Here is a 19498-nt window from a genome sequence, read left to right as displayed (position 1 = left end):
GCGTGCAGATTATTTTGCATTATTTACCTGCGCTAGTAACTCTATAACTTTTTGTTGACCAAATGTTTGTGCAAATTGCTCGGCTGTTTGACCGGCTTTGTTTTGATGCGCGTTGTCGCAATCAAGTGATACGAGTGTTTTAGCTATACTAAATTCACCTCTAAAAATAGCGGCCATTAGCGCTGTGTTGCCTCGGTTGTCTTCCATGCAAGCATTAGCGCCTAAGTGTAAAAGTGTGTTTACCGTATTTTTATTACCATGGTAAGTGGCAATCATTAATGCGGTGTAACCTTTTTTGTTATAGCTGTCGATAGGAATGCCGGCACTTACAAATTGCTTAATTACAGCGGTATCGTTGGTACGTGCAGCAGCAAAGTAATAAGCAAATAAACTCTCGTATTGTGTTTTTGCAGAATGTTGGGTTTCAGATTGCGTACTGGGTGTTTGTGTATCTGATGTATTTTGAGCGTAAACGCTACTGGTAAAGCTTAGCAGTAGAGCGACTATAATTAATAAATTACGCATAAAAATTGTCTCTTATAAAAGAGGAAGGGGTTTATTCCTTCCTCATGGTTGTGGTTTAAATAGCTATTTAGTTGGGACTAATTGCTTTTAACTAGTTGCTTATAAGTTAGCGGCTAGTTGTTTAACCATTTTAATATCGCCGTTTACAGCTTTAGTTAAGCGTGTACCGTACTCGCTATCAGCTTTGTAAAAGTGACTAAGCATTTTGTGTTTAACACTGCTGTTTTGCACTTTGCGTAAATCGCCTGCTAGGTTATTAATTAGGTTTGTACGTTCTTGCTTGCTAAAACCACGGTATAAAACACCTGCTTGCGCAAAGTTTTGCTGCTTTTTAATGGCGGCTTGTTGTACAAAACCTTTAAGCTCTGTATTACTTCTACGGGCAATTGGGTTTTCAGCTACGTTTTCTTGGCTTGGTTGATAGTTCACATTGCTTGTAGTGTTACCAATATTCATTGCGCCGTCTTGGTTGTAGTTAACCACTTCAACTTTTGCACGGTTAATTGGCAACTGTTGATGGTTAGCACCAAGGCGATACATTTGCGTATCTGCGTATGAAAATACACGCCCTTGTAATAACTTATCTTCTGAGGGTTCAATACCCGCAATAATGTTAGACGGTGCCATTGCTACTTGTTCTGTTGACTGAAAAAAGTTAGTTGGCATGCGATTAAGCGTTAATGTACCTGCCTTCACTTCTTTTACACCTAACCACATTTTTGTTGCATCTAATGGGTTGTAATCAAAGTCGTCAAGCTGCGACGGATCAAGCGTTTTAATGTATAGATCCCATTCTGGGAAGTTACCTTTATTTACTTCGCTGTATAAATCACGCGTTAAATGTTGAAAGTCTTGGCCTTGAACTTCAGCGACTTCTTTTGCATTTAAATTCTCAATGCCTTGTTTACTTACCCAATGAAATTTAACGTACTTAACATCGCCCGATTTATTGATCATTTTATAAGAGTGTACACCCCAACCATCCATTTTACGTAAGCTTGCTGGTGTGCCGTAGTCGCTATAAACCCACGTTAACATGTGAGTAGAGCCTGGTTCGTATGAAAAAAAGTCAAAAACACGGTTAGGATCTTGAATGTTATCTACAGGTGATGGCTTTAATGAATGGATCATATCTGGAAATTTAATTGCATCACGAATAAAAAACACCGGTAAGTTAAGGCCCACTAAATCCCAGTTACCTTGATCGGTGTAAAATTTAATCGCAAAGCCACGTGGGTCGCGCAGTGTTTCTGGGCTACCTTTTGAGTGAATTACCGATGAAAAACGTACAAAAACGTCAGTTTCTTTACCGACCTCGGTAAAAGGTGCTGCCATGGTTAAATCATCTAAACTTTTTGATGCCACAAATACACCATGAGCACCCGTACCACGCGCATGTACCACACGCTCAGGAATACGTTCACGTGCAAAGCGTTGTAGTTTTTGAATTAGTTGTACGTCTTCTAATAACACACTGCCGCGTTCGCCAGCAGTAATTGAATTTTGGTTGTCGCCAACAGCTGCGCCGTTATCTTTAGTAAGAGTTGTTGCTGCGCTTGCCGGTAATGCCATTGCAAGTGCCAGTGCAGTTAGTGTTAATTTTGTTTTGTTTATTTGAGTATTCATTGTCGACCTCATCTATTTAAAAGTGCCGGCAGTGGTGCAGGCTGTTAATCTGTTAACGATAGTATTAACTTTATTAACTTCGGTAAAACTGATTAATTAGATTGATGTGATTTGTAAAACAGATGAAATGAATTTGCAGATACACTTTTTACATTAATGTAATTTTTTTACTACGACCTTAGTCACAATATGCTTTTATAAAATTTATTAAATACAAGGGTTTTTAGTTTTATCTGGCGGTATTTTCACCAAGCTGGTGCGTTTTATACTTACAGTGTGTTGACATATTCGCACAATAAAGGGAATATGCTCACTGTATGGGCTTATGCCCATCGTTGGATTGTGCTAAAAAGTTGCACAATATTAATCGCGCTTAACTCGTTATGCTTAAATTAGCTAAATCAAACAGTTTGAATAAGGTGACAAGATGAATACTAATATTGAGCTAGTGATATTTGATTGTGATGGCGTTGTTATTGATAGCGAAATTTTAAGCGCACACGTACTCATTAATATGCTTGTTGAAAAAGGCGTTGAGATTGACCGCGCTTATGTACAGCAACACTTTTTAGGCTGCAACTTTAAAACAGTAAGCCAAAAAATAGCGGATGCATTTAATGTCACTCTTCCTGAAAGCTTTGAAGGTGACTACCGCGAGACACTATTAAACGAATTTGAAACAGGACTAATCACGACTGACGGCATAAAAGACGTACTTAACAATTTAGCTGTGCCTATTTGTATAGCTACTAGCAGCAGCCCAGCACGCACCGCAAAAGCGTTGAGCGTAGTGAGTTTAAGTAAGTACTTTAGCGATACGGTTTTTACCAGCAGCGAAGTTAAGCGTGGTAAACCAGCGCCTGATTTATTTTTACATGCAGCTAAGCGAATGGGTGTAAAGCCAGAGCATTGCTTAGTAATTGAAGACAGTAAAGCCGGCGTAAATGCAGGAGTTGACGCCAATATGCAAGTACTGCATTACAGCGGTGGGCAACATATGCAAGGCTCTGTTAATCATGTACACAGTGCTTACCCAAATGTTGATCATTTAACGCATTGGCAAGATTTTTTTAGTGCATACCCTGCACTTAAAAAGCAGTAAACACGCAGCTTTTTAAATAAACAAAGTTTTTAACGTGATTTGTTCGCCTTACACACTGACAGGCAAGCAAACGCAAAATATAAATGTAGATGGTTTTGCTTTACTAAAAATAAAACAAAACATGGCAAAACATCATGCGTTTATAAGCCAAATTATAAAAGGCAAAGTATTTAGGTACTATACCAATCTGCTTGAATATGGGGTTTATTTAACTCGTTAAATTATTCAAATAGTTATGCAGATTGGTATCAAATGCTTTGCTGTTAACAATAGGAAATACCATGGCAACGAGTCCACACACACAAACATTTAAAGATGTAAACGAAGAGCAACTTCCTGTTGCTAATAATAAGCTTCACGGCTGGAAGCATTTTGCAGGGCTATACGCTGGTGAACATGTTGCTGCCACTGAATTTGTTATTGGCGCAACCTTTGTTGCATTAGGCGCATCAACCATCGACATTCTATTGGGGTTATTAATAGGTAACCTGTTAGCAATGTGTTCTTGGTGGCTAATTACGGCACCCATTGCAGTACAAACCCGCTTAAGTTTATATAACTACTTAAACAAAATTGCTGGTAACTCAATGACCAAGCTCTATAACTGGGCTAATGTAGTTATTTTTAGTGTTATATCGGCGGCCATGATCACGGTATCCTCCACCGCCGTGCGGTTTTTGTTCGACATACCCGCGCAGCTTGATTGGTATCCAAACAGCTTTTGGTTTGTCGCCATTGTTTTAGCTGTTGGCTCAATTGTTGTATTTGTTGCTATGTATGGCTTTTCAACCGTTGCTGACTTTTCAAAACTGTGTGCGCCCTGGCTATTTGTTATATTTATTGCAGGCTCGTTCGCGTTATTCCCTGAGCTTTCAAACCACGTATTGGGTTCTACCTCTTTAACTAGCTTTAGCGACTTTATGACCATAGGCGACTCCTCCATCTGGACGGGCACCAATGCCGATGGTGAAAAAGGCATTGGCCTATTAGAAGTGATTGGCTTTGCATGGGCTGCTAACTCAATTACTCACTTTGGTTTAATCGACATGGCTATTTTTAGATTTGCTAAACGCAAAAGCTATGGCTTGTTCTCTGGTGTGGGTATGTTTTTTGGTCATTACTTAGCGTGGATCTCTGCCGGTATTATGGGCGCAGGTGTTGCGGTATTACTTAAAACAACCATTTCGTCACTTGATCCGGGCGATGTTGCATATCATGCATTAGGTTGGACTGGCTTTGTTATTGTAATTATTGCCGGTTGGACTACAGCTAACGCAAACCTTTACCGTGCAGGCCTTGCAGCGCAATCTATTTTTGTTAATCAGTCACGTGAGCGCACCACCGCCATAGTGGGTGTGGTAACCGTAATAATTGCGTGCTTCCCGTTTGTATTTTCACAAATGCTACCACTACTTACCTACGCCGGTTTATTAGTTGTGCCAGTGGGCGGCATTGTATTTGCCGAGCATGTGTTATTTCCTAAAATTGGCTTAACACGTTACTGGGCTAAATATAAAAATATTACCCGCAGTATTCCTGCTATTGCCTCATGGGCACTTGCACTTGTGTTCGGTTTTGGCTTAAACGCAATTGATATAATGTCGTTTTACTACTTGTTTATTCCTACCTGGATTTTCACCATCGTTATTTACACACTTTTAGCTAAAAAATACGGTGCCGGTGAAGATTACACACAAGAAATTGCAGCAGAAGAGCAAGAGCAACGTAATATTAAAGAATATCAAGCAGCTGAGGCTAAAGACATTCCAAAGCCAGTAATTGATAGCTCTGTATTTACCAAAGTTCTTAATGGCATATCGACTATTTCATTGGTGATTATTTTTATATTTGCCAGCCAAGTGATGTTTTTCAGTGACACTATGGTGATGTACAGCGCTAATAAGTCGCAGTTCGAAATTGCCTGTTTTATTTGTACTGTTATTTATTTTGTTACTGCGTACTGGTCGTTAAAACGCCATAAAGTACTCAATACAGCATCGTAATTACTTATCGTAATACAGTATCGTAATTTATATTTTATTTTTGTTTAGTAAGGTCGCACCATGACGCAACATCAACACACAAACGCTCTTGTTACAGGGCTAAACCAACAGAGCTTGGCTCAATTACCAAGCCATGTTGACACACCAAGTTACGACCGTAGCGCCGTTAAAGCGGGGATTGTTCATATTGGTGTAGGCGGCTTTCATCGTGCTCACCAAGCGGTATATGTTAACGAGCTTTTAAAAACTCCGGGCTCTGAGCAATGGGGTATATGTGGTGTTGGCCTTTTAGAGGGTAACCGTGGTCTGCGTGATATTTTAAAGCAGCAAGATTACCTTTACACGCTTACTGTTAGGCACCCAGACGGTACAATAGATAACAAAGTAATTGGCTCAATGATCGACTTTTTGTTTGCTCCAGAGGGCAAACAAGCGGTAATCAATAAGCTAGCGCACAGCGATACTAAAATTGTGTCGCTTACTATTACTGAAGGTGGTTACAACTTTAACCCTGCAACGGGCGAGTTTGATTACAGTAATCCAGATATTATTAACGACATTAATAACCCGAACGATCCAATTACAGCGTTTGGTTACATTACTGCTGCGTTAAAATTGCGTAAAGAGCAAGGCCTAGGCGCGTTTACAGTACAGTCGTGCGATAACATTCAGCACAACGGTAACGTAACACGCAAAATGCTTTTAGCCTTTGCTACAGAGCAAGACAAAGACTTAAGTGAGTGGATTGAGCAAAACGTATCGTTTCCAAATGCGATGGTTGACCGTATTACACCAGTATCTAAAAAGAGTGATATTGATTACGTGGTTGATGCATATGGTGTTAGCGACGAGTGGCCAATTACCTGTGAGTCGTTTACACAATGGGTAATAGAGGACACATTTAGTGACTCTCGTCCAAATTGGGATGTTGTTGGTGCACAGTTTGTTACTGATGTAACGCCTTATGAAACCATGAAAATACGTTTACTTAATGCTGGGCATTCTGTACTTGGTTTATTAGGTTCAATCCATGGCTACGGCACTATTGACGAAACGGTATCGGATGAATTATTTGCCACATACCTACGTGCTTTTGTGGATAAAGAAGTAACGCCAAATCTTGAACCACTTGAAGGCATTGACCTTGAAAGTTACAAAGATACGTTAATAGAGCGTTTTGCTAATCCTAATATTAAAGACAGCCTAGCGCGTATCTGTAGTGAAAGCTCAGCTAAACTGCCTAAGTTTTTAATTGCCACAATTAACGAAAACCTAGTACAAGGTCGAGATGTTTCACTGGCAACGCTTGTTATTGCTACTTGGTGTTTATACAGCGATAAAGGTTTAAGTGAAAACGGCGAGCAACTTGAAATTCAAGATGCGATGCACAAAGAGCTTAATTCTTACGCGCAAGAGACTCAAACTAGCCCGATTGCATTTTTAAAGTTAACGAGCTTGTTTGGTAAGCTTGAGCATAACGAAACGTTTACTGCTGAATATAAAAAGTCGATTGCTGCGTTGTATGCACCTAATAGTAAAATTAAAGCCATTATGCAGGCTGTACTTGATCAAAAGAGTAACTAATTATGAGCATTTTAATTAATCATAAATCAGGCGAAAACGTAAGTGTTAGCTGTTTTGGCGAAGTACTGTGGGATTGTTTTGATTCAGGTAAACGCTTAGGTGGCGCGCCACTTAATATGTGTGTGCGTATTAACTCACTTGGCATTAAAGCCGACATGATCAGCGCTGTTGGTAACGACGAGTTAGGCGCTGAGTTACTAGGCGAAATTACTAGCAAAGGCGTAAGCTGCGAATACATTGCTATTAATAGTGACAAAAAAACTAGCACGGTTGAGGTAACGCTCGACAGTGGCGGCTCTGCAAGTTATGAAATAGTGGCAGATACTGCGTGGGATAATATAGCGCTTACCGATGAGTTACTTAGTAAAGTTAAAAGTAGCGATGTATTTGTATTTGGCAGCCTAATTGGGCGAAGCGAAGCGTCTTTAGCAACGTTAAATCAACTAGTTGATGTAGCAAACTTTAAGGTATTTGACGTAAATCTACGTGCACCGCATTACAAGCTAGAAACACTTGTAGATTTAATGAATAAAGCAGACTTTATTAAGTTAAACGATGAAGAGCTATACGAAATTGCAAAAGCGATGGGTTGTAAGTTTCATTCGCTTGAACAAAATTTAGCGTTTATAGCACAGCAAACAAATACCGATTACTTATGTGTAACCAAAGGCAGCCACGGTGCTTTATTAACAATCAAAGGCGAAAATTTTTATAATTCAGGTTATTTAATTAGCGTAATTGACACTGTTGGCGCAGGGGATTCGTTTTTAGGTTCGTTAATTTATCAGCTTTGTAGCAACGACGACGCGCAATATGCCGTTGACTTTGCATGTGCCGTTGGAGCAATGGTCGCCGAAAGTTCTGGTGCAACACCTACTTTAACGCATGAACAAATTAGTGAGTTTATGAACCCACTTTAAAAAACATTGTGTGTGAAAGCGGTTATACGTAAAAGTTTAACCGCTTTTTTTGTGCCTAAAATAAGACGCAGGCGATAAGTGAGTGTTAAGTGCGCAGGTTGCGTAAATAGTGGCTTATATTGATTATTGTATTAGCTAAACGTCTTATTGTTTGAGGGTTAAAGCTTTGTTATCGTTCGTCGATTATTCACGGATTGAAAAGGCGGGGCGACACACAATGCGCTCTATAACTAAAATACAAAAAGAGAAACGTGCTTTATGATCATCTTTTTTATCTGCCTCACTATTTTAATACTGGGCTATAAGTTTTACAGCCCATTTGTTGAAAAACAAGCCGGTTTGGATTCAACTGCTGACACACCACAAAAACGCTTTAGCGAAGGTGTTGATTACGTAGCTATTCACCCTGTACGAGCATTTTTAATTCAGTTTTTAAACATTGCTGGCGTAGGTCCAATATTTGGCCCAATTTTAGGTGCTTTATACGGACCAGTTGCACTAGTATGGATTGTACTTGGTAATGTTTTAGGTGGCGCTGTACACGACTTCTTCTCAGGTGTAATGAGTATAAAAGAAGACGGTAAAAGCCTACCAGAAATCGCAGGTCATTATTACAACGTCGTATTTAAAGGCTTTATGCTAGTATTTACTGCCATGCTACTGTTTTTTGTAGGTGTAGTATTTATTATGAGCCCTGCAGGTTTGCTAAGTAACCTTGATTTTTTTGAAGGTACAATACTGGCAAACAACACCTTTTGGGTACTTGCTATTTTAGCGTATTACTTTTTAGCGACCTTGCTACCAATTGATAAAATTATCACTAAGTTTTACCCAATTTTTGGTGCGCTAATGATTGTAATGACAGTGGCAATTGCTATTTCATTACTTATTAATGCGCCGCACTTACCGGTACCAAGTGACTTTTTAGCTTACTTTGAAGCTGACCACGCACATGACTTTTTAGAGCCAAACCCAGATGGACTACCAACATGGCCACTGTTATTTATAACAATTACCTGTGGTGCTATTAGTGGTTTTCACTCTACTCAAGCGCCTATTATTGCGCGTTGTTTAACTAACGAAAAATACGTACGTCCAGTTTATTACGGCGCTATGATGTGTGAAGGTATTGTAGGTTGTGTATGGGCACTTGCTGGTATTGCAGCGTTCCCAGATGGTTACGCGGGCTTAAAAGCATTGCTTGACCAAGGTGGTCCAGGCTTAGTTGTTAACCATGTAGCTAACAGTTACTTAGGCGTATTTGGCGGTATAATGGCAATTATTGCAGTAGCCGTATTCCCAATTACTTCTGGTGATACAGCGTTCCGCTCACTACGTTTAACAGTTGTTGATGCGTTTAATATTCCACAAAGTTTACGTAATCGCTTATTAGTGGCGGTGCCTATACTTGCTATAGCGTACTTTATGACTAAGCTCGATTTCTCATTAATTTGGCGCTACTTTGCATTTTCAAACATGCTGCTTTCTACAAGCGTATTATGGCTTGCTACTAAGTACTTGTTTGACCGTGGTACATTCCATTGGATTGCCAGTGTTCCTGCTGTTATAGCAACAGCGGTAACGGTTTCTTATATTGGCACTGCGACAATTGGTCTTAACTTATCAAGCGATTTAGGTAAACCTATTGGCGCTGTAGTAACAGTGATTGGCTTAATTGTTTTAGCTATTGTGCACTCTAAGCATAAAGTTAAACCAACAGCGGTTTAATAATCACATAAGTTATTTCAAGCATTAAAAAAGCGAGCTATTGATTATCAATAGCTCGCTTTTTTTGTGTACTAAATTTAGGTATTACTGAGTTGCAAGTTCAAAGTAACTATTATCATCGAGCGTTTTGCTTATCATCATAGCGCCCTCAAGCAGGCTCACTGTTTGAATAGCTGCTTGAGCGGGGTTAGGCTCACCATTAGTTAAGTGTGCAGCGCTAAGCCATGTTAGGTTTTGATTAAAAAAGCGTTTTACTTCAAGGCGTACTTTATCTGGAAGGCTATCGCTTTCGGCTCCTAGTAAACCACATAAACACATTTTTTTATCGGTTACTAATGCACGTCTAAAAAGCTGTGTGTACACATCAATAGGATTTTTACCGTTTGCTTTAAGTTCGTTTGGCTCGCCTAAAGCTGCTAAAAAAGAATCAGTATATTGATGAGCAAGCTCTGCACCTAAATCGGCCTTAGTCGGAAAGTGATAGTGCACACTGGCGCTTTTAATGCCGACTTCGCAGGCTAGCTCTCTAAAACTAAAATTACTGTACCCGCCAAGTCGCACCTTGTTTTCAGCGGCTTTTAATAAAGCTTCTTTTTTACTCATTTTTAATATTTCCTATCTGCAGTAATACCAGTTTTTTTAAAAACATGATCATTGTATCGCATTAAATAACTCACTAACTGCGTTAAAAATTATTCATACAGAACAACTGCATGTCATGATTTTCGCCTTGTTATTGCGCTATTTTCTTAGCGCAACAATAGAACACTTATTTAATGCAATTGGTACAGCAAAATTATCGACCAGTAGGTAGTTATTTACAAGTGTTTTTACTTTTAAGCAACTCCCTAATTTTATTATGAATTAAGTTAAATCCCATAAATCAGAAAAATTTAAACGTTGACTTAAATTTAGTTTAATATTATAAATTACCTATCAGTAGGTAGGTGGCTGCCATTAACTCACTTTTAAACAATAAAGATAGAGATTGCTATGAAAATTTATGATGTAGAAAACTTTCCAAATCCACTTCGCGTTCGTATCGCTTTAGCTGAAAAAAATGCCACTTCAAATGTTGAGTTTGTACCTGTTGATTTATTAAATGGTGAACACAGAACATAAGCCTTTTTAGCTAAAAATCCATTAGCAGGTGTACCCGTATTAGAGCTAGATGACGGCACGTTTATATCAGAAAGTACCGCTATTACTGAGTATATTGATACCGCATTTGAAGGCACATCTTTAATGGGTAAAACCGCAAAAGAGCGTGCAGTAATTAACATGATGCAAAAGCGTGCAGAATCTATGGTGCTTGACGCTGTGGCAACTTACTTTCATCATGCAACTGATGGCTTAGGTCCTGAGCTTGAAATATATCAAAATGTGGCTTGGGGTGAAAAACAAGGCGAAAAAGCGCGCCAAGGGTTTAACTATTTTAATGATGTACTAGCGCAATCGGCGTTTGTTGGCGGCGAGCAGTTTAGTATTGCTGATATTACATTGTATGCTGGGCTGGTATTTGCTGGATTTGCACAAATAGTAATCCCAAATGAGCTTACCCATTTAGTTGCATGGCAAGAAAAAGTAGCAAAACGCCCAAGTGTTGCAGCTTAATTAGGTTATTAATTTAAAATTTAAGTGAAGTTACGCTTAGGAGCCAAACATGAAAATAGCTGCCGATTTTAGTAAACGAGTTGTGGTACATAGCGAATCGCTCCCGTGGGTTGCATCGCCAATGGCGGGCGTTGATAGGCGAGCGCTCGATAGAGTGGGCGACGAAGTTGCTCGCGCAACGACCATTGTTCGTTATGCACCTGGCAGTGAGTTTTCGCCGCATGTACATACAGGCGGTGAAGAGTTTGTTGTGCTTGAAGGGGTATTTCAAGATGAGCATGGTGACTTTGCGGCAGGTTCTTATATCCGTAATCCACCGCAATCAAAGCATAAGCCGGGGTCTGAAAATGGCTGCGTTATATTTGTAAAGTTATGGCAGTTTCAACCAGATGATCGAACGCACGTGCGTTTGCAAACAAATTTGATGCAAAGTACGGTGCATCCTAGTTTTAAAAATGTTGCCGTAACCCCTTTATACAAAGACGACTTTGAAGAGGTAAGCTTGTTGCACTTTAAGCCCAACGCCTGCATGGTTATAAGCGCAAAAGGTGGAGCTGAGCTGCTAGTACTTGAAGGCTCATTTGATGAGCAAGCCGATACCCTTGTAAAAAACAGTTGGTTAAGAGTGCCTGTTAATAGCTCCGTTAACGTTAAAGCGGGAAGTAATGGTGCAAAAGTATGGCTTAAAACGGGTCATTTAACTGATGTAGAAAACCAGATATCTCGCGTACAAAATGCGTGATTGAGTCGTTTATTTGAGATTGTTTATTGATCTAGTTCAGGACTAATTAATTTTAGAAGGTGTACTTTTACCGCTCAGCCTATTTAAGGAGAGCAGTAATGGTACACACAACACATGGTTTATCGATTGGTCTTGAACGTGCAGGAAGAGAGTTTTTTTTAAAACTTAAAGCCGTTGGTACGCTTACTCACGACGACTACAAAATAATTACCCCAATGATAAATTCAGCTCTTGGCGAAATTAAGCACCCAGTTGTAAACGCCTTAATAGATGGTAGCGAACTTGAAGGTTGGGAATTACGCGCAGCGTGGGACGACCTCAAGTTAGGTGTTAAGCACTCTAAAGAATTTAAAAAAGTAGCTATTTACGGTAATAAAGAGTGGCAAGCTCGAATGGCTAAAATAGGTAACTGGTTCATATCGGGTGAGGTTCAATACTTTGAAAATGCTACCGCAGCCATAGATTGGCTAGATGAATAGCTTTATTGAAAACTTAAATTAAAGCACTCTTTTAGAGTGCTTTTTTGCTCTATGGGTAACATTGTTAGGTAGTTACATTCGGTTTATTTCAATTGTTAACACTGCTGTATTAAAATACACTAATTATTATTGAGCAAACTACACATTATAAAAACAATGAAACAAGTACTTACCTTTATTACATTCCTGATATTTTCTACATCGATACATGCAAAAGACAGCACCATATTTACGCCCGTAAGCGATTTATTTTTAGCTGTATCTAACTTTGATTACGCAAAAATGCGCGCGGCTGTTGATGATTCATTCCTGCTTTCAGAGCACGGAGAAGTGTGGACTATTGATGACTTTGTAAATGTTGTTAAGCCCGCTGATTACATACGAACAAATTATTTTAGTGTTATAAATTCGCGTGTAGAAGGAGATGTTGCTTTTATTAATTACTGGAATAAAGCCAATATTAAAAACACCGAAAGAAGTATTGATATTTATTGGTTAGAAAGCGTTGTTGTATCAAAAGTGGGCGATAAATGGTTGTTATCGCAAATGCACTCTACTCGGTTACCTCAAGATGAAATACCTAAAGGTGTCACCTTTATAAAGCAACAGATATAACTCTGATTTAAAGCCCCGTAATATGGGGCTTTAATCATTTAAAGTACATCAGCCAGTACAGGTAATGCCGGAAATGCCCCTTTTGCTAAACACGCTTTAGAACCACATTTAAGAGCAAAGTGCAGGGCGTCTTTTACGCTCGCTTTATCATTTAGTTTATCTGCTAGTGGTAAATCACTTCCTAAGTTATTTAAGTAGTATAAAACCCCCGCTATAAATGCATCCCCTGCGCTTGTTGTATCTACTGCGTTTATTTTTGGTGCAGATTCGTTAAGTGTAAATGCACTGTGGTAAACCTTGGCAGGCTCTGGCCCATCGGTTAAAAACACCAGTTTTACTCCGGTATTTAATAGCGTTTGAATGTAATCATCGCTCGTTGTATCACTATGCTGAGCTAAAAAATTAAGCTCATCACGCGAGAGTTTTACTATGTCACAATAGGTGTAACAAGCTTTTACATTGCTTGCTATATCGCTTGTGTTTTCCCACAAGCTGTAGCGTAAATTTACATCAAAACTGACGAGCTTATTATTCGCTTTTGCAAGTTCTAGCGCTTTAACTGTTGTGTTGGCAATTGCTGATTCGGTTAATGTGTTTGAACAAAAGTGTAGTGTGCTTATTTCTTGCCAATTTATATGCGTTAAATGCGCCGGGGTTAATAGTACATCGGCTGTGTTATGGCGATAAAAGCCAAAACTACGCTCGCCGGTTTCATCAAGGCTTACTATAACCATAGCGGTTTGTGAGCCTGCAATGGTAAATAAATAGTCTGTATTTACATTGTATTGCGCTAATGCATTACTTAATTGATTGGCAAAATGATCGTCCCCTCTACCACCACAAAATGAAGCTTCACCTCCGAGTTTTGCATAGCCAACAGCTACATTGGCAGGTGCGCCACCTGGTATAGGTAAATAGGCAGAGTTATTAGCATCTTGTGGCAGCATATCAATTAATAGCTCGCCTAAGCACAGAAGTTTGGTCATTTGGAATATCCTAAAAAGCCTAGCAAGGCTAGGCTAAAAAACGTGAAGGGTGTTAATTATTCATTCTTTAAAAGGCGCTACAGTGATTACTCACCGCAGCGCAATACACACATTTAGTTAAAAGCGTATTTTAAAGTTACCGACGTTGTGCGGCCGTTAATAGCACGGGCACGAATAATGTTGTTTTCAGGTACTGAGCCTTCTTCGGCTTCTGTAATACCTACTGTATCGAAGAGGTTATTTACATTAAGGGCAATGTTAAGGTTTTCAGATAAGTCATAACTTACAAAGCCATTTACTTGTGTGTAACCGTCAAGTTTAAGGTCGTTATTATCTTGTGCATATGCATCGGTAGTACCAATAAAGCTAAGGCCAGCAGAGCCTTGCTCATAGTTATAACGTGCCATTAATGAATAAATTAAATCAGCTTGACGACGCGGTGTATTACCTACTACCTCAGGAGCAAGTGCGTCTTTGGCTATTTCTGCGTCGGTCCAGGTTAAATTACCACGGAAATCCCATGCATCAATAAAGTAAGTAGATTCTATTTCGAGCCCTTTTGCTTCGTATTCACGGTCAAAAAATGTTTGTGATGTTGCTTCAAAGTTTTGCTCTTCAGTTTCGGCAAAAAACGCAGTAGCAAACACTGATAATGAATCAAAGCGCTTTTTAACACCAAACTCAAATTGGTTCACTTCATCAACAGCGTCTTCTTTTGCAACAGAGCCGTCGGCGCGTACTTTACCAAATAAAAGTCGGTCGGCGTTTGCTCGCCCGCCCTTACTTATACGTGCAAACGTGGCAAGGCTTGGGTCAATTTGGTAATTAGCACCAATTGAATAAGACGAATAGTTCCAGTCATAGTTTACTGGGCTTGCGTTTGCAGTATCAATTCCAGCAACATTTTGTTCCGGCACAGAGATCACACCGTCGCGGTTCATATCTACTGTTGAAGTCACTGCACCTGCGTATGTTCCGCGAGCTTCACCGCTATCGTAGCGAGCACTTGCATCAATACTGACATCACCTAGCTTAGTCGAAAATGCTACGTAAGGGGCGCGAGTATCGTATTCTGTATCGTAATCACGTTGACAACAGTTACCAAATGCACTGTAAGCGTATAAACCGTTTTCAGATAACTCAGTGCCATCGGCACCTGTTACATTTAATAATGCAGCATTGTCACCCTTGAGCTCCATTACGTAAGAGTTCCATAACCACGACATAGCAATGTTTTGCGTAGATGCATAGTAACCAAATGTAAGGCTGGTATCATCGTCGAACGATTTAGTTAATTTAAAGTCATTAACTATAGAGCCGAAGTCATTCATTGTGACATCAAATGTCACCATCTTCATTGCTAAACCATCGTTAAACGCTTCACCGGTGTTCGCGTTACTCAAGGTTGCACCTGCGCCACCAATGCTTTCAGCTATTGATGTTGCACTACCGACTTGTTCTGTGAAAGGTGAATTAAAGTTACCGCTAATTGATGACTTACGAAAACGGTTTTCAATACGCCAATCGTTATCTAGATCAAATACAGCTTCAAAACCAACAGAGTCAACCTTTGGATTCATACCATCACGGATATCGCCGCTGCTAATTTGGTTTTCACCATTTAAGCGTACTGTTTTAGTAAATAACGCTGAGTGAGGGGTGTCTGACTGCGCATCAAAGCCAGCAATAGAGTCACCATTTGAGTACATTGGCATAGGAAGGTAGCCAACACTCTTATCGTCTAAGTGTTTGTAATAAAGGCGAACGTAGCCATTTTCAAAATCTTTTGTAAGGTTAGCTTTAATTTGGCCACCTTTATTAGACGTGTAACCTGTTTCGCGCGGGCCTTCGCCTTGTCGAACAAAACCACCAACATGAAAACGCACGCTATCGGTTAAGTAAGTGCCGTATTCAAAGTCTGTACGAACGCTGTCGTAATCTAAGCCTAGTGTTGTAGACACACTGCCAGATTCGTTTTCGCCATTTTTAGAGATAAAGTTAATAATGCCACCAGGTGCATTACTTGCTGCAGTAGATGCTGAGCCACCACGAATCGATTCAATTGTTTGCACCGTATTATCTAATCGCATAAAAATATCAGAATTACCAAAAGCGATGTCACCGTATTGCATTACAGGTAACCCATCTTCTTGTAATTGTAGAAATTTAGCACCGCCTGATGCTACAGGTAAACCACGAACAGCAATATTTGCATTACCTTCGCCACCTGTCGATTCTGCACGAATACCAGGAATGATTCTAAAAGCCTCGGCTGTTGAGCGAGGAGTAGACACCTGAACTTGTTCAAGTGATACGCTACTAACTGAAACGCTTGAAGCCATGATTGTTGTTCGACGTGGTACGCCGGTTACAACTATTGTTTCAAGACCTTTGTTTTGTGATGCTTCAGGTGTTGCTTGGTCTGTTTCTTGTGCGTTAACGCCTTGACTTACGGCAAGTGTTAAAGCGCTGATTAAATATAAAGGTGTATTGTGTGTTGTCATGTGAACGCCTCGTTGTGTTGATCCCAGTAGGATTTGTTATTTTCACTTAATCGATTAAGTAAAAATAACAAATATTTTACAATAAGCAAATCATTTTGTGTTTAATTTGCTCTTTTATTATTCATATGTTGATTTTCAAAGTGTTTTTTATTGTATTGAGATACAAGTTTTTAAGCTGTTGGGTTATTTTCTTGTAAAGCACTCATTGATGGGTCGCGTAAATAATTGAACAACATAGCTACAAATAAAATCACGGCAAACCCTGTTGCTAAGTAAAAGCCATAGCGCACATGGCCAAAGTAATCGCTGATCATACCCATAAATAAAGGAGCTAAAGCAGCCGATAATGCGGTAAAAAATAATATAACGCCGGCTACGGCTCCATGGCGCTCAGCAGGAAAACACGATATACCTTTAGAGTTTAAAGTTGGGTAAACCATAGACATAAATAAACCTGAAAGAGGTAGTAACCCTACAGCCCAGTCAACGCCACCAATAAGTGTACCTACATAACAAAGCGCAATACCTAAGCTTAAATAAGCCATAACACCTTGCCAGCTATAACGATTTAGTAACCATACGGCAATAAAACGACCTGCAGCACGTAGTATAAAAAATATAGTAAGTGCATAAGTGGCAAGGAGTGGCCAAGAGCCTGTGTAGTCCTTTAATAGCGTTGGCATCCATACATAAATAGCCACTTCAGTCGCTACATAAAGTGCAATAGCTAAAGAAAAGCCAAGTGCATAAGGGTTTTTTACCATTTTCATGGTGGTGGCCAAAGAGGCTGGCTTTTCTGTTGTTTTAACTACGTCAGGGTAGTCTGCGCGCCATGCTAATAAAGCAAGGATTAAACACATTACGCCCGCAGTAATATACAGGTATGTCCAACTAACGTTTTGCACTAATAAAACACCAACTAGGGCAGGGCCTACAATAGCGCCAATGCCAAAAAAGCCCTCAACCTTGTTCATGGTTTTAGTATGGTCGTCGTTACTATGTGAAATATCGCCAAGCAATGCCAGTGCGCCGGTTTTAAATAAACCAATGGCCAGGCCTATGCAGCAAAGCAATACTAAAAAGAAGGTAAAGCTGGTGCTAAATGCAAATAAAAAACAACTCGCAGAAAATATTAATAGACCTAGCATAATGGTTTTTTTACGGCCAAGGCTGTCAGCTAAAAAACCTAAAAATAATCCACTAAAGGCTATTAATGCCATGGGGGCGTAATGAAATGCACTAGCTTGAGTCATGCTCAAACCGAAATCTTTTATAAGTTCGGGGATTATCATGCCGACTGCGTCAGAGGTCATGGCAAACATAAAAAACATCATGTATGTAAGCCAGCGTATTTGTTGCAGTGGGTCGCTGCTTACGTGTGTGTGTGATTTTGTCATGTGTTTATTCCTCGTTAAATTCTCTATTAATACTTCGTAAGTCAGTTAGTTGCTTACTGTAGTATTACGTGAGACACGAAATTTGTATGTAAAATTATTAAAAATTACTTGTAAATTCTTACTCGCTAGTTAAAGATATATCTTAATCGATTAAGTTTCAACATGGTAATCACACAATGATGAAGAATAAAGTTCAATTGATCACATATGCTGATCGAATCACTGGCCAAAATATAGGCGCGCTAACCACACTTTTAAACGGCCCTTTAAAAGGCGTATTTGGTGGTGTGCACTTATTGCCATTTTACAATCCTATTGATGGCAGCGATGCTGGCTTTGACCCTATTGATCATAGTGAAGTTGATTCTAGAATAGGCACTTGGGAAGACATACAAGTATTAGGTAAAGATCTCGACTTAATGGCTGACCTAATTGTTAACCATGTATCGGCGCAGTCTTTTCAGTTTCAAGATGTATTAGCTAAAGGTAAGCAATCAGAATTTTGGGATTTGTTTTTAACCAAAGATGATGTATTTCCAAATGGTATGAGCGAAGCTGAGCAAAAAGCAATTTACCGCCCACGTCCTGGTAGTTGCTTTACCCCAATGAAATGTGGTGATGGTAAAACGTATGACTTCTGGACCACTTTTACCGATAACCAAATTGATATAAACGTAAAAGTAGAAGCCGGTGTTGCGTATTTAAATAACGTACTCACTAAATTTTCGGCTAACAATGTAAATATTATTCGTTTAGATGCGGCGGGTTACGCTATTAAGCAAGCTGGCACTAACTGCTTTATGCTTGATGAAACGTTTGGCTACCTAGATAACTTATCTAAGCAAGCAAACGATTTAGGCATGGAAAGCATTGCAGAAATTCATAGCCATTATCAAACTCAGGTAGAAGTGGCAAAACGCGTAAATATGGTTTACGACTTTGCGTTACCACCGCTTATTTTACACAGCTTATTTAACAACGATGTAGATGCACTGCTCAAATGGTTACAAATTTCGCCACGTAATTGCTTAACTGTACTTGATACACATGACGGTATTGGCATTATTGACGCAGGTCCAATGGGCGACAAACCAGGGCTATTAAATGCACAGCAGATTGATAACCTAGTCGAAACAATGCACGCCAACAGTAACAACCAAAGCCGCCAAGCTACGGGCGCTGCGGCGAGTAATGTCGACTTATATCAAGTTAACTGTACGTACTACAACGCATTAGGCGCTAAAGACTTTGATTACTTACTGTCGCGTGCAATTCAATTTTTTGCACCAGGTGTACCACAAGTGTATTACGGCGGCCTATTTGCTTGCGAAAACGATATGGAATTACTGACAAATACAAATGTTGGCCGTGATATTAACCGCCCATATTTAGATGCAAATATAATCGATAAAGCCTTAAATAAGCCTGTAGTAAAAGGTTTAATTGAATTAATTAAAATTCGCAATTCACACCCTGCATTTGCAGGTGAATTTAGTGCCCAAGGTGAAGGCAGTATGTGTTGTTTATCGTGGCAACTAGGTGAGCAAACTATTTCACTTACTGTTGATTTTAAATTACGCCATGCACTGATTACGCAGGTAAACGGTGATGAAGAAACAACGATTAACTTAAATTCATTTTTAGCTTAATGTTAAAAGAGTAATTTACAAACG

General features: G+C 39.5%; 15 protein-coding genes and 1 pseudogene. 10 read left to right on the top strand and 6 right to left on the bottom strand.

Annotation, left to right across the window (positions count from 1 at the left end):
- Positions 1 to 9: 9 nt before the first annotated feature.
- Both RB214_RS17740 and RB214_RS17735 read right to left on the bottom strand, forming a co-directional pair.
- Entirely contained in the window at positions 10 to 525 is a 516-nt protein-coding gene (locus tag RB214_RS17740; protein WP_309169329.1) for an ankyrin repeat domain-containing protein, read from the bottom strand.
- A 99-nt stretch (positions 526 to 624) separates the two neighbouring features.
- Positions 625 to 2151, bottom strand: a complete 1527-nt coding sequence (locus tag RB214_RS17735) for a catalase (RefSeq protein ID WP_309169328.1) — start codon at positions 2149 to 2151, stop codon at positions 625 to 627.
- A gap of 427 nt (positions 2152 to 2578) precedes the next feature.
- On the opposite strand from RB214_RS17735, the gene RB214_RS17730 reads away from it, so the two are divergent.
- The 5 genes from RB214_RS17730 (at position 2579) to RB214_RS17710 (ending at position 9488) form a co-directional block, all read left to right on the top strand.
- Positions 2579 to 3253, top strand: a complete 675-nt coding sequence (locus tag RB214_RS17730; protein ID WP_309169327.1) for an HAD family hydrolase — start codon at positions 2579 to 2581, stop codon at positions 3251 to 3253.
- Positions 3254 to 3534: 281 nt separating this feature from the next.
- Positions 3535 to 5256, top strand: a complete 1722-nt coding sequence (locus RB214_RS17725; protein ID WP_309169326.1) for a hypothetical protein — start codon at positions 3535 to 3537, stop codon at positions 5254 to 5256.
- Between the two features lie 60 nt (positions 5257 to 5316).
- Positions 5317 to 6840, top strand: a complete 1524-nt coding sequence (locus RB214_RS17720) for a mannitol dehydrogenase family protein (RefSeq protein WP_309169325.1) — start codon at positions 5317 to 5319, stop codon at positions 6838 to 6840.
- A gap of 2 nt (positions 6841 to 6842) precedes the next feature.
- Complete coding sequence (locus RB214_RS17715) at positions 6843 to 7760, top strand: carbohydrate kinase (protein WP_010553605.1); 918 nt, start codon at positions 6843 to 6845, stop codon at positions 7758 to 7760.
- Between the two features lie 258 nt (positions 7761 to 8018).
- On the top strand, positions 8019 to 9488 hold the full coding sequence (locus RB214_RS17710) for a carbon starvation protein A (RefSeq protein ID WP_165743779.1): 1470 nt from the start codon (positions 8019 to 8021) through the stop codon (positions 9486 to 9488).
- 84 nt (positions 9489 to 9572) lie between these two features.
- Here the strand turns inward: RB214_RS17710 and RB214_RS17705 are convergent, their stop codons facing one another.
- On the bottom strand, positions 9573 to 10091 hold the full coding sequence (locus RB214_RS17705) for a TetR/AcrR family transcriptional regulator (protein WP_165743778.1): 519 nt from the start codon (positions 10089 to 10091) through the stop codon (positions 9573 to 9575).
- 390 nt (positions 10092 to 10481) lie between these two features.
- On the opposite strand from RB214_RS17705, the pseudogene RB214_RS17700 reads away from it, so the two are divergent.
- The 4 genes and pseudogenes from RB214_RS17700 to RB214_RS17685 all read left to right on the top strand — a co-directional run bounded on the left by RB214_RS17700 (position 10482) and on the right by RB214_RS17685 (position 12938).
- Positions 10482 to 11102 (top strand): annotated as a pseudogene (locus RB214_RS17700) (glutathione S-transferase family protein).
- 49 nt (positions 11103 to 11151) lie between these two features.
- Entirely contained in the window at positions 11152 to 11844 is a 693-nt protein-coding gene (locus RB214_RS17695; protein ID WP_058553080.1) for a cupin domain-containing protein, read from the top strand.
- Between the two features lie 98 nt (positions 11845 to 11942).
- A complete protein-coding gene (locus RB214_RS17690; RefSeq protein WP_309169324.1) occupies positions 11943 to 12323 on the top strand; it encodes an STAS/SEC14 domain-containing protein in 381 nt (126 codons plus the stop codon).
- Positions 12324 to 12479: 156 nt separating this feature from the next.
- On the top strand, positions 12480 to 12938 hold the full coding sequence (locus RB214_RS17685) for a nuclear transport factor 2 family protein (protein WP_309169323.1): 459 nt from the start codon (positions 12480 to 12482) through the stop codon (positions 12936 to 12938).
- 38 nt (positions 12939 to 12976) lie between these two features.
- On the opposite strand, the gene RB214_RS17680 is transcribed toward RB214_RS17685, so the two are convergent.
- The 3 genes from RB214_RS17680 to RB214_RS17670 all read right to left on the bottom strand — a co-directional run bounded on the left by RB214_RS17680 (position 12977) and on the right by RB214_RS17670 (position 17825).
- Entirely contained in the window at positions 12977 to 13924 is a 948-nt protein-coding gene (locus RB214_RS17680; RefSeq protein ID WP_010553611.1) for a carbohydrate kinase, read from the bottom strand.
- Between the two features lie 113 nt (positions 13925 to 14037).
- Positions 14038 to 16428 carry a TonB-dependent receptor domain-containing protein gene (locus RB214_RS17675; RefSeq protein WP_309169322.1) on the bottom strand — a complete coding sequence of 797 codons (2391 nt, stop codon included), beginning with the start codon at positions 16426 to 16428 and terminating at the stop codon, positions 14038 to 14040.
- A gap of 170 nt (positions 16429 to 16598) precedes the next feature.
- Positions 16599 to 17825 (bottom strand): sugar MFS transporter, encoded by a 1227-nt coding sequence (locus RB214_RS17670; protein ID WP_039488390.1) that lies wholly within the window; start codon positions 17823 to 17825, stop codon positions 16599 to 16601.
- Positions 17826 to 18001: 176 nt separating this feature from the next.
- Between RB214_RS17670 and gtfA the strand changes: the two genes are divergently transcribed.
- Positions 18002 to 19474: a sucrose phosphorylase gene (gtfA, locus tag RB214_RS17665; RefSeq protein WP_309169321.1), complete on the top strand. Its 1473-nt coding sequence runs from the start codon at positions 18002 to 18004 to the stop codon at positions 19472 to 19474.
- Positions 19475 to 19498: the final 24 nt, after the last annotated feature.

This window comes from Pseudoalteromonas sp. HL-AS1, from assembly GCF_031198785.1.
Lineage (GTDB): Bacteria > Pseudomonadota > Gammaproteobacteria > Enterobacterales > Alteromonadaceae > Pseudoalteromonas > Pseudoalteromonas distincta.
Note: the sequence above shows the minus strand (reverse complement) of the source record. Positions and strands in the feature narration are given on the sequence as shown.